The organism is Bradyrhizobium sp. URHD0069 (genome assembly GCF_000701345.1).
Classification (GTDB): Bacteria; Pseudomonadota; Alphaproteobacteria; order Rhizobiales; family Xanthobacteraceae; genus Bradyrhizobium.
Window position 1 is genome coordinate 236,085 of sequence record NZ_KL370775.1, and the last position, 19,359, is coordinate 255,443.

Genomic DNA, 19,359 nt, shown 5'->3' on the forward strand with positions numbered 1-19,359 from the left:
GTTTCAGCGGCCCCGACGAGCCGCCGCGCGCAATCGCGCATATCGGCTTCTTGATTTCGGACCTTGTAGAATTCAGGCAATTAGCGTTTTTGAAGGAACTTGCCCGATTCGATAGTTTCAATTCTGCGCCCGAGTTGACCGTGACCCCGCCACCCGCCGCAGCCGCCAGGCTAGACAGCGCTCCATTGCCTTTACCTGACAAGAAGCCGATCGCACGCACCGCACCGGCGCGCGCCGACCGGCCGTTCCGCGGCATCGCGCTGATCCTCGCATCGACCGTGTTTCTCGGGGCGTCAGATGTCACCGCGAAATACCTTTCGGCAACGCTTCCCTCGATCGAGATCGCCTGGGTTCGATTTCTGGTGTTCGCGCTGATCATGGTTCCGGCGATGCTGCCGGGCTCGCCCTTGTATGCCTTGCGGACCGAGCGCCCCGGTCTTCAGCTGATGCGTGGCGTCGCATTGGTGTCGTCCTCGGTGTTTTTCATCTCCGGCTTGCGGTTTCTCCCGATCGCCGAAGCGTCCGCCACCGGTTTCGTCGCGCCGCTGTTCGTTACGGCACTGTCGATCTTTTTTCTTGGCGAGCGGGTGGGCGTGCGCCGGTGGCTTGCGACCGCGGTTGGATTGATCGGCGTGCTGATTATCCTGCGGCCGGGCACGGCCGCGTTTCATCCCGCCGCGTTCTTCCCGATCGTCTCGGCGCTGGCTTGGGCCTGTACGTTGATCATGACGCGGATGATGAGCGGAGGGGAACACGCCATCACCACGATGACCTATTCGTCGATCACGGGCGTTTGCATTTTATCAGCGCTGGTCCCGTTCGTCTGGGTCACCCCGAGCTGGAACGATATTCTGTTCGGAATTTTCATCGGCGTTGCGTCGACCGCGGGACAGTGGATCGTCGTGCTCGCTTTTCGTTATGCCGACGCCTCTGTGCTCGCGCCGTTTTCGTACATCCAGCTTTTGTGGGTCAGCATCCTCGGCTTTGTGGTTTTCGGCGAGGTGCCGGATATCTGGACCGTCGGCGGCGCTATCTTTATCGTCGCTAGCGGTCTCTACACCGCACACCGCGAGCGTGTCAGGCGGTCGCAGCTTTCGGTGCAGGCCGAGCCCTCTCCCAACGCCTGATTAGCGGCATTCTCTCACGTCGACGTGAGGCTGCCCCGCTGAAGCATCAATTCGTTTGCCATTGCGTTGTTGAACGGCGATCATCTCCGCGCCGGGTCACATGGAGACAGTGACATGCGTTTGCCAATCCTTCCGCCAGCGGAACTGAATTCCGAGCAGAAGCCCCTTTATGACGACATGCGAGAGGGCATAGCCAGGAACTTTCAGGGCTTCATCAATATACGCGACGATGGCGCGCTGCTCGGTCCGTGGAATCCGTGGATTCACGAACCGCAATTCGGCAAGCCGGTTTGGGAACTGACGAAAGCGATGGTGTCGAAGCCGTCGTTGCCAGCGGCCGTGCGGGAAATTGCTATTCTCGTGACCGGCGCGCATTTCCGGTCAGCCTATGAGCTCTACGCGCACGCCATCTTTGCGGAGCATCGGGGCCTGTCGGACGAGAAGCTGGCGACGATCGTCGCGGGGCAGCGGCCGACGGATCTGACACGGCAGGAAGCTGTCGCCTACGACGTTGCCTCGGCGCTTGTTGGCGGCGGTGTGCTGCCCGAGCTCACTTATCGCGCGGCCGTCGAGCAGTTCGGCCAGCATGGCGCCGCGGAACTGTCCTATCTCGTGGGGCTGTATTGTCTGGTGTCGGTCACGTTGAACACGTTCGACGTCCCGGTGCCGGAGACTTCGAGATAGACCGACGTGGCTGGCGCCGACCGCCGCGGCATCGACGGCGTCGCCGCCGCGTACACTGACGTGGCCAATCCGGAGCGTCACACCAAGATCATCGTCGAGCCGTGGCGGTAACTCTGGTTTTCCTCATGGTGAGAATCGCGTCCTTCGAGATTGGCGAACCGTCATTGCGAGGAGCTTGAGCGACGAACCAATCCGGCCTTGCTTCCCTAGGCTAGTTCTGGATTGCTTCGCTTCGCTCGCAATGACGGCCTGATACAATCACACCGGTAGTGCGATCGAATACTTCACCTGGCTGAGCGCAAAGCTCGATTCGATTGAGGCGATGCCGTCGAGCCGGGTCAGCTTGTTTTTCAAAAAAGCCTCGTATGAAGACAGGTCGGCGGCGACGACGCGCAAGAGATAGTCGCGATTGCCGGTCATCAGATAGCACTCCAAAACCTCGTCCCATCTCGAGATCGCTTTCGCAAACCGGTTGAGATCCTCCTCCTTTTGCCGCGCGAGCTTGATCGAGATGAACACGCTGACGTGCAAGCCCAGCGATTTCTGGTCGACGGTCGCGATGTAGCGCGTGATTACGCCGCGCTCTTCCAACAATTTGACCCGGCGATGGCAGGGCGAGACGGACAATCCAACCTTGTCGGCGAGCTCCTGCATGGTGGTACGGCTGTCGGATTGCAGCACGGCAAGGATTTTGCGGTCGATAGCATCCAAGGCTTGCATTGGGATAAACTCTGGCAGGCGAGGTTCGGATTGGTATACTATCCCAATCTACAGGTGTATGTCGCGCGAATTTGAGATATTTAGCGGAAGGCGACACGCTACCATCGCCGGGTAATTAGGAGCGCCCGGAGCACCGCCATGGCGAGAGAACCCGCACGCCTTGAACTGCTGTCCGCGCTGGCACGCAAAGTCTTATGGCTGTCCTCGTGGACCATCCATCACGCCAATCACATCCGGCTCAATGCCGACGGCTTGAAGGTCGGCGGTCATCAGGCCTCGTCGGCATCGCTCGCGACCATCATGTCGGCGCTGTATTTCTCGGTGTTGCGGCCGGAAGACCGCGTCGCAGTGAAGCCGCATGCCAGCCCGGTGTTTCACGCCATCCAGTATCTGTTCGGACGCCAGACCCGCGAGAAGCTGGAAAATTTTCGCGGGTTTAAGGGCGCGCAGTCCTATCCGTCGCGCACCAAGGACGCCGACGACGTCGATTTCTCCACCGGCTCCGTGGGGCTCGGCGTGGCGCAGACATTGTTCTCCTCGCTGGTGCAGGATTACGTGAAGGCGCATGGCTGGATGAAGGATCGCCCCGAAGGGCGGATGATCGCACTGGTCGGCGACGCGGAGATGGACGAGGGCAATATCTTCGAGGCGTTGCTGGAGGGCTGGAAGCACGGCCTGCGCAACACCTGGTGGGTGGTCGATTACAACCGCCAGAGCCTGGATGCCGTGGTGCGCGAAGGGCTGTGGGAGAAATTCGAGACCATGTTCCGGAATTTCGGCTGGGATGTGGTGATCGTGAAATACGGCAGCCTGATGCGGGCGGCGTTCGCCGAACCCGGGGGCGAGGCGCTGAAGCGTTGGATCGATGCCTGCCCGAACCAGTTGTATGCCGCGCTGTGCTTTCAGGGCGGAGCCGCGTTCCGCAAGCATCTGCGCGACGAAATTGGCGATCAGGGTGCGGTGTCGCAACTGATCGAGAAGCGCAGCGACGACGAATTGCTTGAACTGATGTCCAATCTCGGCGGCCACGACATGGCCAGCATGTGTGAGGCCTTCGACGCCATCGATCATGATCGGCCGGTCTGCTTCATCGCCTATACCATCAAAGGCATCGGTCTGCCGTTCCAGGGTCACAAGGACAACCATGCGGGGTTGATGACCGTTACGCAGATGGAGAAGTGGCGTGCGGCGCAGAACATCCGACCGGGTCACGAATGGGAGAAATTCGAAGGGCTCTCTCAAGAGCCGGCGGCGCTGGAGGCGTTTCTCGCGGATGCGCCATTCAACCGCGAATCCCAGCGTCGCCTGACAGCCCCTGTAATCGATGTGCCGCAGCAGCTGTCGCTGAAACCGTCGCCGCAGATGTCGACCCAACAGGGCTTTGGCTTTGTGCTTAACGAACTCGCCCGCGGCGATACCGAATTGGCTTCGCGCATCGTCACCGCTTCGCCCGACGTCACCGTGTCGACCAATCTTGGCGCCTGGGTCAACCGCCGCGGGCTGTTCGCGCGCGCCGAGAAGGCCGACCTGTTTCGTAGCGAGAAGATACCCTCGACCTTCAACTGGGATTTCTCGCCGAAGGGACAACACATCGAACTTGGCATCGCCGAGATGAACCTGTTCATCCTGATGTCGGCGCTGGGGCTGTCGCACGCCATCAACGGTGAACGGCTGCTGCCGATCGCAACGTTGTACGATCCCTTCATCGAGCGCGGCCTCGATGCGCTGAACTACGCCTGTTATCAGGACGCGCGCTTCATGGTGGTGGCGACGCCGTCGGGCATCACGCTGGCGCCGGAAGGCGGCGCTCATCAGTCGATCGCGACGCCGCTGATCGGGATGGCGCAGGATGGCCTCGCCTCGTTCGAGCCGGCCTTTGTCGATGAGTTGGCTGTCATCATGGGCTGGGGATTCCGCTACATGCAGCGCGAAGGCGGCGAGGGCGGTTCGGTTTACTTAAGGCTTTCGACCCGCACGATTGATCAGCCGCAGCGGATGATGACACCCGACTTGCAGAAGGGCATCACCGACGGGGCCTATTGGCTGCGCAAGCCGGGACCGAACGCGGAAGCCGTGATCGCCTATACCGGCGCGGTCGCGCCCGAAGCGATCGAGGCCATCGGCCTTATCGGCGAAAGCCGCCGGGATGTCGGCTTGCTGGCGATCACGTCGGCCGACCGGCTGCATGCGGGATGGACCGCGGCGCGCAAGCTGCGCCGCGACCGGCGCGGCGTGCCGCATCTCAGCCATATCGAAAAATTGCTGACGCCGCTGCCGCGCGATTGCGGCATCGTCACCGTGATCGACGGCCACCCCGCGACACTGGGCTGGCTCGGTAGCGTGCGCGGCCACAAGGTCGAAGCGCTCGGCGTCGAGCAATTCGGTCAGACCGGGACGATCGGCGAGCTCTATCGCCATCACGGCATCGACGCCAACGCCATCATTGATGCGGCCGAAAGCCTCACCGCCGGCGGGCCGGTGCGGCACCGCAAAATGGCGGTGTAGTTTTCAGGCTGTCGCCCCGGCGAAAGCCGCGGCGCATGGTCCGCGGCGGTCGCTATCTTTAAACGGCGGCAGACACTTCCTTTAACAAATGGCGCTGGTGGCTATGGGTGCCGGTCCGGCGCGCGCTTCGCTCGGCCGGAACGACGCCTAAACTGACTGGTGTTGCTTCCTCCACAACCCTGATTATATATGCTGCTTGCGCTGCCATGCGGCGTCCCGCATATGGCGGGTTCAATTTTCCGAGCATTCGTGCAAGGATGCTTGCTGAACGCACCGTTCGCCTTCCATTTGCCGCTGAAATCAAGAGGTTTACGATGGTCAACCGCATGCAATTCTACATCGATGGCGCTTGGGTCGATCCCGTCGTCAAGAAGTCTACGCCCGTCGTGAACCCCGCGACGGAGGAGGCGATGTATGAGGTTGCGCTAGGCTCCAAGGCCGACGTCGACAAGGCCGTGGCCGCCGCGCGCCGCGCCTTCGAGACGTTTTCGCAGACCAGCCGCGAGGACCGCGTGGCGCTGCTCTCGAAGGTCATCGAAATCTACAAGACCCGCATGAAGGATATCGGCGCCGCCGTTTCCGACGAGATGGGCGCGCCGCTGCCGATGGCGGAGAAGCTGCAGGCCGGCGCCGGCCTCGGGCATCTCGCGTCCACGCTGGAGGTTCTCAAGAACTACAATTTCGAAGAGCCTGTCGGTTCGGCAATGGTGGTGCGCGAACCCGTCGGCGTCATCGGCATGATTACGCCATGGAATTGGCCGCTGAACCAGATCGCCTGCAAGGTCGCGCCAGCGCTTGCCGCCGGCTGCACCATGATCCTGAAGCCGTCGGAATTCACGCCGTCGTCGGCGCTGATTTTCGCGGAAATCCTGCACGAAGCCGGCGTACCCAAGGGCGTCTTCAACCTGATCAACGGCCTCGGCCCTGAAGTCGGCGCCGCCATGAGCGAGCACCCGGACATCGATATGATCTCCTTCACCGGTTCAACCCGCGCCGGCATCGATGTGGCCAAACGCGCCGCGCCGACGGTCAAGCGCGTCAGCCAGGAATTGGGCGGCAAGTCGCCGAACATCATCCTTGAAGGCGCTGATTTGGCGAAGGCCGTCACCGGCGGCGTGATGCACATCTTCAACAATTCCGGGCAGTCGTGCAACGCACCGTCCCGGATGATTGTGCCGCTGTCGAAGATGAAGGAAGTCGCCGCCATCGCCAAGAGCGTGGCCGACAAGACCAAGGCCGGCGATCCTCGCGCCGAGGGCACCACCATCGGCCCAGTCGTATCTCGCATCCAGTGGGACAAGATCCAGACGCTGATTCAGAAGGGCATCGAGGAAGGTGCAACGCTGGTTGCCGGTGGTCCCGGTCTGCCGGAAGGTGTCAACAAGGGCTTCTATGTGCGCCCGACCATCTTCGCCGACGTCACCAACGACATGACCATCGCGCGCGAGGAAATTTTCGGCCCCGTTCTCACCATTCTCGGCGCCAAGGATGAAGCCGACGCGGTGCGGATCGCCAACGATACGCCGTATGGTCTGGCGGGTTACGTCTCCGCCGACACCGTCGAAACCGCCCGCAAGGTCGGCCGCAAGCTGCGCGCCGGCAACGTCAACCTGCAGGGCGTGCCGAACGACCGCACCGCGCCGTTCGGCGGCTACAAGCAGTCCGGCAACGGCCGCGAATGGGGCAAATACGGCCTGGAAGAATATCTCGAGGTCAAGGCGATCGCCGGCTTCAACGCCGCGTAAATCTTTGCGGTGACGCAGCGCCGGAGCGGGATTAAATCCCGCTCCGGCGTTTTGCGTCTTGAGACAGTTGTACAAACTCGACGTCGTCCGGGCCACGCGAAGCGCGAGCCGGGTTTCGCAGGGACGAGGATGAATTATCCGCCCAGCGCCCCCTGGGTGTTTACGTACAACGCATAGATCGACTGGCTCGCGGCCATGAACAGCCGGTTGCGCTTCAATCCGCCGAAGCAAACGTTGGCGCAGCGTTCGGGTAGCGCGATGCGGCCGATCAAAACGCCATCGGGCGCGTAGACCACGACGCCATCGAGCTCGGGATCGCCCATGCCCCAGCCGCACCACAGATTGCCGTCGATGTCGCAGCGCATGCCGTCGGGTGTGCCGGGCCCGGCGTCGATGAACACCCGCTTGTTGGAGATTTTATCCCCGTTGGCCGCCACGTCATAGGCGAGGATCTTGCGGTTCGGCACACCGCGCGATTCCACGACATAGAGGATCTTTTCGTCCGGCGAGAAGCACAACCCATTGGGGCCGAGCACGCCTTCGGCGACGATGCTGGCCTTTCCGCTCTTGGCATCGATCCGGTAGACGTTGGCGTCGATCTCGGATTCGGCCTTGTAGCCTTCGTAGTTGCTGAGCAATCCAAAAACCGGATCGGTGAACCAGATCGAGGCATCGGATTTCACCACGACGTCGTTCGGCGAGTTCAGTCGCTTGCCGTCGAAGGAGTCCATCAGCACCGTAATCGAGCCGTCATATTCGGTGCGGGTGACACGGCGTCCGCCATGCTCGCAGGTGATCAGCCGTCCCTGGCGATCGCGAGTATGACCATTGGCGAAATTCGATGGCTTGCGGAAGATGCTGACGGCGCCGGTTTCCTCTTCCCACTTGATGATGCGGTTGTTGGGAATGTCGCTGCACAACAGATAGCCTCCGTCGCCGAACCACACCGGACCTTCGGCCCAGCGCAATCCCGTGGTCAGCCGCTCCACGGCCGACAGTTTCAGCCAGTACTTTTCAAAGCGTGGATCGAGCGCCTGGATTGCCGGATCGGGATAATACGTCGCCGGCCGCCAACCGGCGGAATGGGGTGTTGCCTCGGACATTTGCTGTTCTCGTTGTTGCCGTGCTTCCTCGCAAGTTTGCTACCATTGACTTTCTACAACAGCAAGCAAGGCGATGGTGTTTGGGTTGCGCGTGGTCGCTTGCCGCATCGCGGCCACCGCGCCATACTCCCTTCAACGCTGCAAGAACGAGGGATGAAATGCCACGCATATTGATGACTGGAGCGTCGGGGGGTATCGGCACGGCCTTGCGCAAATTGTTGCCGCCGATCTATCCGGATTTGCTGCTGAGCGATGTGAAAACGCCTGCTGATCTCGGCGCCAAAGAAAAATTCAAGGCGGCCGAACTGTCCGACCTCGCGCAGGTCGAGGCGATTTGCGAGGGCATCGACGGCATCCTGCATTTTGGCGGGTTTTCGGTCGAGGGACCGTGGGACGATATTCTGCAGTCCAATATCATCGGCTGTTACAATCTGTTCGAGGCGGCGCGCAAAAAGAACGTCAAGCGCATCGTGTTTGCGTCATCGAACCACGCGGTGGGCTTTTATCCGCGCCATCACCGGATCGGAACGGATGTGACGGCCCGCCCCGACAGCCGCTATGGCGTCAGCAAGGTCTTCGGCGAGGCGGTTGGCGCGCTCTATGCCGACAAGCACGGGCTTAAGGTGACCTGCCTTAGGATCGGAAATTTCGGCGAGAAGCCGTTGGACCACCGCCGGCTATCGATCTGGCTCAAGCCGGAAGATCTGGTGCAGCTGTGCCGGATCGGGCTCGATCATCCCGATATCCAGTTCGAAATTTTCTACGGCGCGTCGTACAACGAGCGCGCGTGGTGGGATAATCACCGCGCCTACGACTTCGGCTATCGCCCGACCGGCCGCGCCGAGGACTTTCGCGAGCATGCCATGGCCGAGCAGGCCAAGCTTGCGGCCGACCCCGTCAGCGATTTCTACCAGGGCGGCGCGTTCTGCAGCATGGAGTTCGGCGGCGACGCCGGCAAGATCATCGACTGGAAACAGGCATAAAATTCGATCCTGCTTGAACTCTTGCTTCGACATTGCGACAACGACGGTGCGCTCGCTCTCCCAATGGGGAGGTGAAGCTGAGCGTCGGCGCTTCTACTCTAAAGGAAACTCAAATGGCTGACGGACTTCGCAAGGGACTGACAAGCTATGGCGACGCCGGATTTTCGCTGTTCCTGCGCAAGGCCTTCATCAAGGCGATGGGCTATTCCGACGACGCGCTCAATCGGCCGATCGTCGGCATCACCAACACCCATAGCGATTACAATCCGTGCCACGGCAACGTGCCGCAGATCATCGAAGCGGTGAAGCGCGGCGTGATGCTGGCGGGCGCGATGCCGATGGTGTTCCCGACCATCTCGATTGCCGAAAGCTTTGCGTTTCCGACCTCGATGTACCTGCGCAATCTGATGGCGATGGATACCGAGGAGATGATCCGGGCGCAGCCAATGGACGCCGTGGTCGTGATCGGCGGCTGCGACAAGACCTTGCCGGCGCAGCTGATGGCCGTCGTCAGCGCCGATCTGCCGACCGTCGTCATCCCGGTAGGGCCGATGGTGGTCGGGCATCACAAGGGCGAGGTGCTCGGCGCCTGCACCGACTGCCGCCGGTTGTGGGCAAAGTATCGCGCCGGCGAAATCGACGATGTCGAGATTGAAGCGGTCAACGGCCGTCTCGCGCCCTCCGTCGGTACCTGCATGGTAATGGGCACCGCCAGCACCATGGCCTGCATCACCGAAGCGCTGGGTTTGTCGCTGCCGATGAGCGCAACGATACCCGCGCCGCACGCCGAGCGGTTTCGCTCCGCGGAAGCCAGCGGCAAGGTCGCCGCCGAGATGGCTATGGCGAAAGCGCCGCGACCGAGCGAGCTGTTGACGCCGGCGGCGTTCAAAAATGCGCAAGTGGTGCTGCAGGCGATCGGTGGCTCCACCAACGGCCTCATTCACCTGACGGCAATCGCCAATCGCACCAAACATCGCATCGATCTCGAAACCTTCGACAAGCTCGGCCGCGAGGTACCTGTGCTGATCGACCTGAAGCCGTCGGGCGAGCATTACATGGAGCATTTCCATCATGCCGGCGGCGTGCCGAAGCTGATGGCGCAGCTCGGCGATCTGATCGACCTCGATGCCAAGACCATCACCGGTGCGACGCTGCGCGACGTCGTCGCCGGCGCCGAGGAGGTGCCGGGGCAGGATGCGATCCGTCAGCTCACTGATCCGATCAAGCCCGAGGGCGCGATGGCGGTGCTGCACGGCAATCTCGCGCCGCGTGGTGCCGTGATCAAGCATTCAGCGGCGAGCCCCAAACTTCTGCAACATACCGGCCGCGCCGTGGTGTTCGAGTCGGTCGAAGACATGACCTTGCGGGTAGATAGTCCCGATCTCGAGGTCAATGCCGACGACGTGCTGGTGTTGCGCAACGCCGGTCCCAAGGGCGCGCCGGGCATGCCGGAGGCGGGCTATCTGCCGATCCCGAAAAAGCTGGCGCGCGCAGGCGTCAAGGACATGGTGCGGATATCGGACGCGCGGATGAGCGGCACCGCGTTCGGCACCATCGTGCTGCACATCACGCCGGAATCCGCCGCGGGCGGTCCGCTGGCGCTGGTGAAGAATGGCGACATGATCCGGCTCGACGTCGCAAAACGAAGCATCGATCTTTTGGTCGACGCGGCCGAGCTTGAAAAGCGCCGTGCGGCGCTGGCGCCCGTGGCGGCCCCGGAATGGGCGAAGCGCGGCTACGCGCATCTGTTCAACGAGACCATCCTGCAGGCCGACGAAGGCTGTGATTTCGATTTCATGCGCGCCAAGGGGAAGGGGTAGCGTCTTTCCGCACCAGACAGCGGTCGTGCCCGCGAAAGCGGGCATCCAGTATTCCATAGTCATGCGATGGAGCCGATGCGTCGCGGCATACTGGATCATCCGCTTTCGCCGATGATGACGGCCAGCGATGCCGCTAGCATCAGAGCTACTTCCCCTTGCTCGTGAACTTCTTCACGGCGATGCGGAATTCTTTGGTATGCATGCAGTCGATGATGGCATTTCGTTCGGCGTCGAGCTGCGCTTCGATCGGCGTGACAGGGGCGCTGTGGATCAGCGCCTTGGTGGCGGCCAACGCTGCCGGCGCGTTTTGCGCCAGGCGCTGCGCCAGTTCGCGAGTGGCGGCTTTCAGCTCAGCCGCGGGGACGACTTTGGCAACCAGTCCCCAGTTATGGGCTTGCGTCGCCGAAAAGCTGTCTTCCGCGAGAAAGATTTGCAGGGCGCGGCGCGCGCCGACGCTTGCGACGGCGCCCACGGTGCCGCCGCCGTCAGGCGATACGCCGAGCTTTGCATAGGCCGGGGTGAAGCGGGCGTCCTCCGCGGCGATGCAGAGGTCCGCGACAAAGGCAAGTGAGAGTCCGGCGCCTGCCGCCGAGCCGTGCACGCTGGCCAGTACGATCTTCGGCATTCGTCGAAGGCTGGTGATGAAGGCGTGATAGTGCAGCAGTAACTCTCCGACCACCGGTGCAATGTTGTCGGCCTCGGCAGCGGCGCCGATAGTCTGCAGATTGCCGCCGGCGCAGAACGCGCGGCCCTCGCCTTCGATCACCAGCACCCGGATGTTGTCGTCCGCCTCAACCTCTGCGCTCAGCTGTTCCAGTTTTTTGGCGATCGAAAGATCGATCGAGTTGAAGGCACTGGGACGATTGAGCGTGATGGTGGCGATCGGACCTTCGATCCTGAGCAGCGCCGGATCTTCGGGAGGAGAGGTGGCATCAACGGACGTCGGCATTTGAAAAAGCCCCGGTCTCGAAAAGATTGCCGGACATTTAAATAGCAGAAGGGAAGAGGTGACAATCCCCGGCGAAATCTGCAAAATGCGGCGAGCGGCCAGGCGGATCACCGCATCGCAACAGCTGAAAACGGGAGCAGGCGTGGTGAGCACAGATGCGCCAATTGATCGTCCGGTCTCCACCGTTGGTTCGTTTTCGCAGATGGCGCTCACCAAGTGCGCTGCGTCGGTCGAACTGACAGGCCATCCGCAGCTCCGGCTGAACAACACGCTACGCGGGCCCGACACCTTGCCGCTTCGCATCGTACCGGCCTGACCGAATGGCGCGGGGAACGGTCGTTATCGTCGGTGCCGGTCACGCGGGATTCCAGCTCGCGGCGTCGCTACGGCAGCATGGATTTAGCGAGCGCATCTGCCTGATCAACGATGAAGCGCACCTGCCGTATCAGCGGCCGCCCTTGTCCAAAGCCTATCTGAAAGGCGACGGCCGTCCGGACAGCCTGATGTTCCGGCCCGACAAATTCTATCGCGAGCAGCACATCGAGTTGATTGCCGATCGCGCCGCTTCGATCGATCGCGCTGCACGCAGGCTGCTGCTCGCATCTGGCTCATCGCTCGATTACGGACACCTGGTGCTCGCCACCGGCGCGCGCAATCGCTTGCTCGATCTCCCGAACGCCAATCTGAGGGACGTGCGCTATCTGCGAGCCCTGGACGAAAGCGAGGCATTGCGGCAGCGGATAGCGTCGGCTCGCCGTGTCGTTGTGATCGGTGCCGGGTTCATCGGTCTGGAGTTCGCCGCTACCGCCCGGGCCAAAGGCCTCGAGGTGGACGTGGTCGAACTCGGAGCCCGCGTCATGGCGCGCGCGGTGACGGCGGAAATCTCAGACTTTTTTCAGGAACGGCACGCCGCGGCGGGTATTCGCATTCATCTCGGCGTGCAGGCCACCAGCATCGAGAGCGATGGTGCGAACGTCGCCGGCATCAGCCTCAGCGACGGCCGCCACGTGCCGGCGGACCTTGTTGTGGTCGGTGTCGGCGTGCTGCCCAATGTCAAATTGGCTGATCAAGCCGGGTTGCCGGTGGCGGCGGGAATCATTGTCAACGAGCAATTGCTGACCCCGGATCCTGATATCTCCGCGATCGGCGATTGCGCGCTGTTCGCAAGCCCGCGCTTCGGCGCGTCGCTGCGGCTGGAATCCGTGCAGAACGCCACCGATCACGCGCGCTGCGTTGCGGCGCGTCTGACCGGTGATGCAAAGACCTATGATGGTTTGCCATGGTTCTGGAGCGATCAGGGCGAGGACAAGCTTCAGATCGCAGGTCTGACCACTGGATACGATCGCGTCGTGGTGCGGGGCGATCGCGGGCAGGGATCGTTTTCGGCATTTTGCTACAAGTCCGGGCAGCTCGTCGGTGTGGAGTCCATCAATCGTGCGTCGGACCACGTGTTCGGACGCCGCGTCCTTGCCATGAACCGGTCGATCGAGCCGGAACAGGCCGCGGATACCGGTTTCGATTTGAAGGCCGCCCTGACTTAAGTCGGCTTGGCCGCCACTTGCATCCGCTGTTCATGACTTTCGGCAATTACCGCCTCAACTTCTGCCGCCGTCGGCATCGACGGCGCGGCGCCCATCCGCTGTACACAGATCGACGCCGCGGCATTGGCATAGGCCAGCGCCTCGCGAATTGATTTTCTTCCCGCGAGTTGCGCGGCGATTGCGCCAACAAAACAGTCGCCGGCACCGGTGGTATCAACGGCGTTGACGGTGCGGCTCGGCACGATCAGCGGCTCGCCATTGATAAACGCCAGCACGCCGCGCTTGCCGAGCGTTACGCAGATGATCTTGTCTTTGCCGGATTGCAGGGATCTGACTGCTTCGATGAAGCGCGCAGGCGCGTCGGTGCCGTGAAGCTCGGTCTCTGTGAAGAAGCCAAGTTCGCTTTCATTGAGAATCAGAATATCGGCGAGTTCGAGCATTCCGGCGTCAAACTCGATCGCTGGTGCCGGATTGAGGATCGTCGTCGCGCCGGCCGCCCGGGCCCGTTCGAAGAAGGCGCTGATTGTGGGCAAGGGAATCTCGAACTGGCTGACCGCGATGTCACCTTTGGTGAGAACAGGTGCGGCGACATCGGCGACACTCACATGAGCATTCGCGCCGGGTATGACGACAATGGTATTGTCGGCATCGACGACGGTAATGACGGCCGTTCCAGTATGAGCGTCTGACGTTTCCTGCACGAAGCTCAGGTCAATACCCTGTGCTGCGAGGAACGCCTTTAATTCACCGCCGAACGCATCCTTGCCGAGCCGGCCTATTAGCGTTGTCGTCGCGCCGAGCTTCGCCGCCGCGATCGCTTGGTTCGCGCCCTTGCCGCCTGGAAAGTAAAGCACTGCATCGCCGGCGACGGTCTCGCCGATGCGGGGATACCGCTTAGCGGTTGCCACCACATCCATGTTGATGCTTCCGGCAACGAAAACGCGGCCCATGTGCACTATTCCCCGAGAGAGCAGGCTACGCCCGGACTTCGAACTCCTGCCTGACGGCCTCGATGTCGGCAAACGTCGGCAATCCTGCCTCGTTGCCGAGACGCTGAATTTTATAGGTCGATGCCGCGCGCGCGAAATCGAAATGGTCGTGCCAGGTCTTGCCGGGATTGCTGAGGTAGGAATAGACGTAGGCGCCGTGAAACACGTCGCCGGCACCGTTGGTATCGAGCACGCGCTCGCGCGGGATCGGAAGTGCCGGAAGCGCGCGAATGGCACCGGCCTCGTCATACCAGAGCAGTCCGCGTTCTCCCATGGTGACGCCGCCGACCCGGCAGCCGCGGCTCTTGAGATAATCCAGCATGTTTTCGGGCGTCAGGTCCATCTGCTCGCACAGCCGCTCGGCGACGATGGCCACGTCGATGAATTCCAGGAGTTCGTGGGTGTTGGTCCGCAGGCCCCCGCCATCGAGTGAAGTCAGGATGCCGGCGTCGCGGCACAGTTTTGCATAATGGAGCGCGGCGTCCGGCTGGTGGCCATCGACATGCAGCGCGCGGCACCCGCCGAGGTTCAGGAGAGGAAAAGGGTGGATATGCTCGTCGTCGCGGCAGCGCACGATGGCCCGCTTGCCGTCCCTTGGCATGATGAACGAGAGCGACGAGGATTTGACCTTGCGCGGGTGGATCGAAATTCCGTACTTCGCGCTCATGTCCTGAAACATCCGGCCGAGCCAGTCGTCGGCGACGGTCGCGATCAGGTCCGGTACGATTCCGAGCTTGGCACAGCAGAAACCCGCCGTGACGGCGTTGCCGCCGAAGGAGACCGCATAGGCCGACGCCACATGCTTCTCGTCGCCGGTCGGCAGGCGGTCGGCAATGAAAGTAACGTCGATATAGGTTTGTCCGATGAAGAGAGCCTGCATAAAGTCATCCGTCATGCGCTGATGGGTGGTACCGGCGGCACTCCACACTAGCACCGCTTATCGCAAGAGATTGGCTAAAATTATCCGCAATGCTACCGCCGTAATGCTTGAGATAACCATGTGGCCGGACTACGACCATCCCTCGACATCGTCAGCGTGCCGCGCCGATCCAACCGCTGCTGTGAGTTCCTGACGGAGGAAAAGGGAGGCCGCGATGACCGTCTATGCCGGTCCGGTGTTCGACATGGCGGTGAACCAGTTCAGGGTGATCGCCGATCACCTGTCGATCCCGATGGACGAGCGCGACCGCCTGCTGTTGCCGAAACGGGCGATCACCATTTCTTGTCCGATCCACCGCGACGACGGCACGGTTGCGGTCTTCGAGGGCTATCGCGTGCAGCATCACCTCACCCTCGGTCCGACCAAGGGCGGCACCCGGTTTGCGCCCAGCGTTGATATCGGCGAGATCGCCGCCCTTGCGATCTGGATGAGCTGGAAATGCGCGCTGGTCGGCCTGCCCTATGGCGGCGCCAAGGGGGGCGTTCGAGTCGATCTCACGACGATTTCTAAACATGAGCTGGAGGCGCTGTCGCGGCGCTATATGCAGGAGATGATCCCATTCGTCGGGCCGCATACCGACGTGAGGGCGCCGGACATGGGCACCAACGAGCAGATGATGGCCTGGTTCATGGACACCTATTCGATGTATCAGGGCCGCACCGTCACCGAAATCGTCACTGGCAAACCGGTGTCGTCCGGCGGCACCTTGGGCCGGCTCGAAGCAACCGGTCGCGGCGTGGCGCATCTTGCGAAGCGGGTGATGAAAGAACTCGCGATCGACCTGAACAGTGCCACCGCCGTGGTTCAGGGTTTCGGCAATGTCGGCTCTTATGCCGCGCTCGGGTTGCATCAGTTCGGTCTCAAGGTGATCGCGGTCGGCGATCATACCGGCGCGCTTTACGATAAAGGCGGCCTCGATATCCCGGTGTTGATGCGCCACGCCGGCGCGCACGGCAGCATCGCGGGTTTTTCCAATGAGCTCCAATTCGATCCCGCGCAAATTCTCACGCTGCCCTGCGATGTCCTGGTGCCGGCGGCGATGGAGCGCGTGATCGACGCGCAAGTCGCGCAAAACCTGCAGTGCCGGGTGCTCGCGGAAGGCGCCAACGGACCGACCACGCCGGACGCCGATCTGGTGCTGGAAAAACGCCAGGATGAGATTTTCCTGATACCGGACATCCTGTGTAATTCCGGGGGTGTCGTCGTCAGCTATTTCGAGTGGGTGCAGGACCTGCAGCAGCTGTTCTGGGAGGAAGAGGAGGTGACGCGGCGCGAATATCACATTCTCGATCGCGCCTTCGATCAGATGGCGGCACGCTCAAAAGCGGACAAGATTCCCCACCGCACCGCCGCGATGGCGATCGGCGTGGAAAAAGTCCGCGCCGGCAAAAACGTGCGAGGGCTTTTTCCGTGATCACGGGGCTCGATCATGTTGTCCTGTTGGTCAATGATATCGGGGCCGGCACGATGGCCTACCAGACGCTGTTTGCGTGCGCGCCGGCGTGGCAGAGCGCGGACGATGGTGCCGAGCGCGTGCTGTTCACGCTCGACAATATGACGCTGGAGCTCATGTCGCCCAAAGGTAATAGCACGACCGCTGATCGGATTCGTGCGGTCATTGCCGAGCAGGGCGAGGGCCTGGCGAACATCTGCTTTCGTACTGGCGACATCGCGAAAATGCACCGCAGGCTGGATCGGCTCGCGCTGAAACCGGAACCGATCACCGAGGCCGAAAGCCGCGATGCGGCCTCCGGTGCAACATTGTCGTGGAAGCGAACCCGCGCAGCAACCGATGCGACGCGCGGCGTCCGGCTGTTTTTCCTTGAACTGACCAAAGAACGCCCGCGCTCGGTGCCGTCAGCTGACGCGCCGATCACCGCGATGGATCATGTGGTGGTCTCATCAGCGGATCCCGAACGGGCGGCAGCGCTCTACGGTGCGCGGCTCGGGCTCGATATGGCGCTGGACCGTTCGCATCCGGATTGGGGCCGGTTGATGTTCTTCCGCTGCGGCGATCTCATCGTTGAGGTCGTACACAGGCCGGACGCGAAAGCAGACAAGGCACCTGACAAGCTCTGGGGCTTGAGCTGGCGCGTCGCCGACGTCGAGGCAACGCGGGCGCGGCTCGTGTCGGCAGGCATCGATGTGTCCGATGTGCGCACCGGCCGCAAGCCGGGAACGCGCGTGCTCACCGTGCGCTCCGGTACCTGCGGCATTCCCACGCTGCTGGTGGAACGCACGGCCCGGGCGGCTTGATACTTCCCTCTCCCTTGTGGAGAGGGTGGCGAAATCGAGCGTAGCGAGATTGAGCCGGGTGAGGGGTCTTGCCTTGAGGATAGAAACCCTTCAGCCCGCGTTCGCTCAGGCACCCTCTCCTACAAAGGAAAGGGGAAGAAAGACCTCATTCATTCTCAAACCGCGCGGCGCGTGCTACATGCGGTCTACTAACGTTGTGGTTTTCCGATGTTCTCAGGACATCACCGAACGATGGGTCTTCCGGTCTTGGCCAAGGCAAAACGAATTTTGAAATGGCAGCGCGATCCCGAGGGTATGCGGCTTCGCATTCTCGAGGCCGCGAAGCAGGAATTTGCCACCCATGGCCTTGCCGGCGCGCGCGTCGATCGGATCGCGGCCAAGGCCGGCGCCAATAAGCGCATGCTGTATTATCATGTCGGCAAGAAAGACGATCTCTACCTGGCCGTGCTCGAGGGCGCCTATGAGAAGATACGGGTCGAGGAACGCGGGCTCGATCTGGAACATCTCGATCCGCCGGAGGCGATCGAGCGTCTGATCGCCTTCACCTGGAATTATTTCATCCGCAATCCGGAATTTTTGGCGCTGCTGAACACCGAAAATTTGGCACGGGCGCGGCATCTGAAGCGATCCACCAAGGTCAAATCGATGCATTCGCCGTTCGTCGAGATGATCCGTACCGTGGTGACGCGCGGCGTCCAGAGCGGCGACTTCCAGGTCGCGGTCGATCCGGTGCAGCTCTATATCTCGATCGCGGCGTTGTGCTTTTTCTATCTCTCGAACAGCGCGACGCTCAGCGTGATCTTCGGCCGCGATCTCTTGACGAAGCAAGCCAAGGATGAACGCCTTGAGCATATGGTCTCTCTTGTGCTGGCGGCCCTGACCGGAAAGTCAGCCGCGGCATTCGCGAAGGACAAAACGCCGAGACTGCGTGCGCCGGCGCATTCCAGCGTTTGATTGTTTATGGTCCTCGCGAACGCGAGGACCATAGCCACAGGCCTTGGTTTTTACCGGCGGTGTCAGCCCCCAGTGCTCCGTTGAGAGGCCGCCGCGTATGGGCCCCTGCGGTTCGCAGGGGCGACATGGATTTTGCCGATCGAAGCCTCTGGACAGTATTTATCCAACGGGTTAATTTGTGACCGAAAATCGATAGACGAGGGAGAGAAACTTGGCCGAACCAAATGGGCCAGGAGGTGTGTCGAAGGCGCTGAATGCGGCGTGGGTTCGCCCGTTTTTGTTCCTGATTTTCATCGTCGTCGCCTGGGATTTGACCATCCGGCTGTTCCGGATTCCGCCGTATCAAATCCCCGCGCCGGGCGACGTTGTGGTGGTGCTGTGGCACGACTGGCCGGAACTGATGCGGCAGGCCTGGCCCACAACTTACGCGACAATATGCGGTTTCCTGCTGTCGGCGGTGTTCGGCATTCCCGTTGCAATGCTGATCGCGGGATCGAAGACCGTGGAGAGCTATGTCTATCCGCTCTTGGTGTTCTCCCAGTCGGTGCCGAAGATCGCGATCGCGCCTTTGTTCGTGGTCTGGTTCGGCTTCGGCATCATCCCGAAGGTGATCTCGGCGTTCCTGCTGGGATTCTTTCCGGTGGTGGTCTCCGCCGTGCAGGGCTTCAAGTCGGTCGATCCTGACATGGTCGATCTCGCCCGCGCGATGCAGGGCAGCCGCTTCCGGGTGTTCTGCGCAGTGAACCTGCCGCACGCGATGCCGGCGATCTTTTCGGGATTGAAAGTCTCGGTGACGCTGGCGGTGGTCGGTGCCGTGGTCGGTGAATTCGTCGGCTCCAATTCAGGCATCGGCTACGTGCTGCAGCGCTCGATCGGCACTTTCGATCTGCCGACCATGTTTGCAGCATTGGTGATCCTGGCGCTGCTCGGCGTCGTCCTGTTCTGGATCGTCGATCGGATCGAGCGTCTTGTAATTCCCTGGCACGTCAGCCAGCGCGAGGAAGTTATTTTCGCCGCGTGAGCGGTGAGGCGAAAAAAGCGGC

The 19,359-nt window shown here is 61.8% G+C and carries 17 protein-coding genes; 12 read left to right on the plus strand and 5 right to left on the minus strand.

Annotated elements, in window-relative coordinates; genetic code table 11:
- Window positions 1-185: 185 nt before the first annotated feature.
- Together N554_RS0131700 and N554_RS0131705 are read left to right on the plus strand one after the other, a co-directional pair.
- Window positions 186-1,127, plus strand: a complete 942-nt coding sequence (locus N554_RS0131700; RefSeq protein ID WP_029587108.1) for a DMT family transporter — start codon at window positions 186-188, stop codon at window positions 1,125-1,127.
- 114 nt (window positions 1,128-1,241) lie between these two features.
- Entirely contained in the window at window positions 1,242-1,811 is a 570-nt protein-coding gene (locus N554_RS0131705; protein ID WP_029587109.1) for a carboxymuconolactone decarboxylase family protein, read from the plus strand.
- 258 nt (window positions 1,812-2,069) lie between these two features.
- On the opposite strand, the gene N554_RS0131715 is transcribed toward N554_RS0131705, so the two are convergent.
- Window positions 2,070-2,531: an Lrp/AsnC family transcriptional regulator gene (locus N554_RS0131715; protein WP_029587110.1), complete on the minus strand. Its 462-nt coding sequence runs from the start codon at window positions 2,529-2,531 to the stop codon at window positions 2,070-2,072.
- A gap of 138 nt (window positions 2,532-2,669) precedes the next feature.
- Between N554_RS0131715 and N554_RS0131720 the strand changes: the two genes are divergently transcribed.
- Together N554_RS0131720 and N554_RS0131725 are read left to right on the plus strand one after the other, a co-directional pair.
- Window positions 2,670-5,036, plus strand: coding sequence for a transketolase (locus tag N554_RS0131720; RefSeq protein WP_029587111.1), 2,367 nt, complete (start codon window positions 2,670-2,672; stop codon window positions 5,034-5,036).
- Between the two features lie 314 nt (window positions 5,037-5,350).
- Window positions 5,351-6,781 carry an aldehyde dehydrogenase family protein gene (locus N554_RS0131725; protein WP_029587112.1) on the plus strand — a complete coding sequence of 477 codons (1,431 nt, stop codon included), beginning with the start codon at window positions 5,351-5,353 and terminating at the stop codon, window positions 6,779-6,781.
- Window positions 6,782-6,915: 134 nt separating this feature from the next.
- Here N554_RS0131725 and N554_RS0131730 read toward each other — a convergent pair whose 3' ends face one another.
- Window positions 6,916-7,884: an SMP-30/gluconolactonase/LRE family protein gene (locus tag N554_RS0131730; protein WP_029587113.1), complete on the minus strand. Its 969-nt coding sequence runs from the start codon at window positions 7,882-7,884 to the stop codon at window positions 6,916-6,918.
- A gap of 158 nt (window positions 7,885-8,042) precedes the next feature.
- Between N554_RS0131730 and N554_RS0131735 the strand changes: the two genes are divergently transcribed.
- Both N554_RS0131735 and N554_RS0131740 read left to right on the plus strand, forming a co-directional pair.
- Window positions 8,043-8,867, plus strand: coding sequence for an NAD-dependent epimerase/dehydratase family protein (locus tag N554_RS0131735; protein WP_029587114.1), 825 nt, complete (start codon window positions 8,043-8,045; stop codon window positions 8,865-8,867).
- A 113-nt stretch (window positions 8,868-8,980) separates the two neighbouring features.
- Window positions 8,981-10,687 (plus strand): IlvD/Edd family dehydratase, encoded by a 1,707-nt coding sequence (locus N554_RS0131740; RefSeq protein WP_029587115.1) that lies wholly within the window; start codon window positions 8,981-8,983, stop codon window positions 10,685-10,687.
- 145 nt (window positions 10,688-10,832) lie between these two features.
- Here the strand turns inward: N554_RS0131740 and N554_RS0131745 are convergent, their stop codons facing one another.
- On the minus strand, window positions 10,833-11,636 hold the full coding sequence (locus tag N554_RS0131745; protein ID WP_029587116.1) for an enoyl-CoA hydratase/isomerase family protein: 804 nt from the start codon (window positions 11,634-11,636) through the stop codon (window positions 10,833-10,835).
- A gap of 145 nt (window positions 11,637-11,781) precedes the next feature.
- Here N554_RS0131745 and N554_RS0131750 point away from each other — a divergent pair, with 145 nt between their 5' ends.
- Window positions 11,782-11,952 carry a hypothetical protein gene (locus tag N554_RS0131750; RefSeq protein WP_156042222.1) on the plus strand — a complete coding sequence of 57 codons (171 nt, stop codon included), beginning with the start codon at window positions 11,782-11,784 and terminating at the stop codon, window positions 11,950-11,952.
- A gap of 4 nt (window positions 11,953-11,956) precedes the next feature.
- A complete protein-coding gene (locus N554_RS0131755; protein WP_029587118.1) occupies window positions 11,957-13,177 on the plus strand; it encodes an NAD(P)/FAD-dependent oxidoreductase in 1,221 nt (406 codons plus the stop codon).
- Here the strand turns inward: N554_RS0131755 and N554_RS0131760 are convergent.
- A complete protein-coding gene (locus N554_RS0131760) occupies window positions 13,174-14,127 on the minus strand; it encodes a ribokinase (protein ID WP_051677827.1) in 954 nt (317 codons plus the stop codon). The two genes, N554_RS0131755 and N554_RS0131760, sit on opposite strands and share 4 nt — an antisense overlap.
- A 25-nt stretch (window positions 14,128-14,152) precedes the next feature.
- Window positions 14,153-15,046, minus strand: a complete 894-nt coding sequence (locus N554_RS0131765) for a sugar kinase (protein WP_029587120.1) — start codon at window positions 15,044-15,046, stop codon at window positions 14,153-14,155.
- A gap of 214 nt (window positions 15,047-15,260) precedes the next feature.
- Between N554_RS0131765 and N554_RS0131770 the strand changes: the two genes are divergently transcribed.
- The 4 genes from N554_RS0131770 to N554_RS0131785 all read left to right on the plus strand — a co-directional run bounded on the left by N554_RS0131770 (window position 15,261) and on the right by N554_RS0131785 (window position 19,337).
- Window positions 15,261-16,520 (plus strand): Glu/Leu/Phe/Val family dehydrogenase, encoded by a 1,260-nt coding sequence (locus tag N554_RS0131770; RefSeq protein ID WP_029587121.1) that lies wholly within the window; start codon window positions 15,261-15,263, stop codon window positions 16,518-16,520.
- Window positions 16,517-17,362, plus strand: a complete 846-nt coding sequence (locus N554_RS0131775) for a VOC family protein (RefSeq protein WP_029587122.1) — start codon at window positions 16,517-16,519, stop codon at window positions 17,360-17,362. The genes N554_RS0131770 and N554_RS0131775 overlap by 4 nt, the downstream gene beginning before the upstream one ends.
- Before the next feature lie 246 nt (window positions 17,363-17,608).
- Window positions 17,609-18,316, plus strand: coding sequence for a TetR family transcriptional regulator (locus N554_RS0131780; RefSeq protein WP_197033825.1), 708 nt, complete (start codon window positions 17,609-17,611; stop codon window positions 18,314-18,316).
- Between the two features lie 211 nt (window positions 18,317-18,527).
- Window positions 18,528-19,337, plus strand: coding sequence for an ABC transporter permease (locus tag N554_RS0131785; protein WP_029587124.1), 810 nt, complete (start codon window positions 18,528-18,530; stop codon window positions 19,335-19,337).
- The last annotated feature ends 22 nt before the right edge of the window (window positions 19,338-19,359 follow it).

Coding starts and splice junctions, on each gene's coding strand:
- N554_RS0131740 (WP_029587115.1), top strand. CDS start 8,981: ATGGCTGACGGACTTCGCAAGGGACTGACAAGCTATGGCGACGCCGGA.
- N554_RS0131720 (WP_029587111.1), top strand. CDS start 2,670: ATGGCGAGAGAACCCGCACGCCTTGAACTGCTGTCCGCGCTGGCACGC.
- N554_RS0131725 (WP_029587112.1), top strand. CDS start 5,351: ATGGTCAACCGCATGCAATTCTACATCGATGGCGCTTGGGTCGATCCC.
- N554_RS0131745 (WP_029587116.1), bottom strand. CDS start 11,636: ATGCCGACGTCCGTTGATGCCACCTCTCCTCCCGAAGATCCGGCGCTG.
- N554_RS0131770 (WP_029587121.1), top strand. CDS start 15,261: ATGACCGTCTATGCCGGTCCGGTGTTCGACATGGCGGTGAACCAGTTC.
- N554_RS0131730 (WP_029587113.1), bottom strand. CDS start 7,884: ATGTCCGAGGCAACACCCCATTCCGCCGGTTGGCGGCCGGCGACGTAT.
- N554_RS0131705 (WP_029587109.1), top strand. CDS start 1,242: ATGCGTTTGCCAATCCTTCCGCCAGCGGAACTGAATTCCGAGCAGAAG.
- N554_RS0131755 (WP_029587118.1), top strand. CDS start 11,957: ATGGCGCGGGGAACGGTCGTTATCGTCGGTGCCGGTCACGCGGGATTC.
- N554_RS0131715 (WP_029587110.1), bottom strand. CDS start 2,531: ATGCAAGCCTTGGATGCTATCGACCGCAAAATCCTTGCCGTGCTGCAA.
- N554_RS0131735 (WP_029587114.1), top strand. CDS start 8,043: ATGCCACGCATATTGATGACTGGAGCGTCGGGGGGTATCGGCACGGCC.
- N554_RS0131765 (WP_029587120.1), bottom strand. CDS start 15,046: ATGCAGGCTCTCTTCATCGGACAAACCTATATCGACGTTACTTTCATT.
- N554_RS0131760 (WP_051677827.1), bottom strand. CDS start 14,127: ATGGGCCGCGTTTTCGTTGCCGGAAGCATCAACATGGATGTGGTGGCA.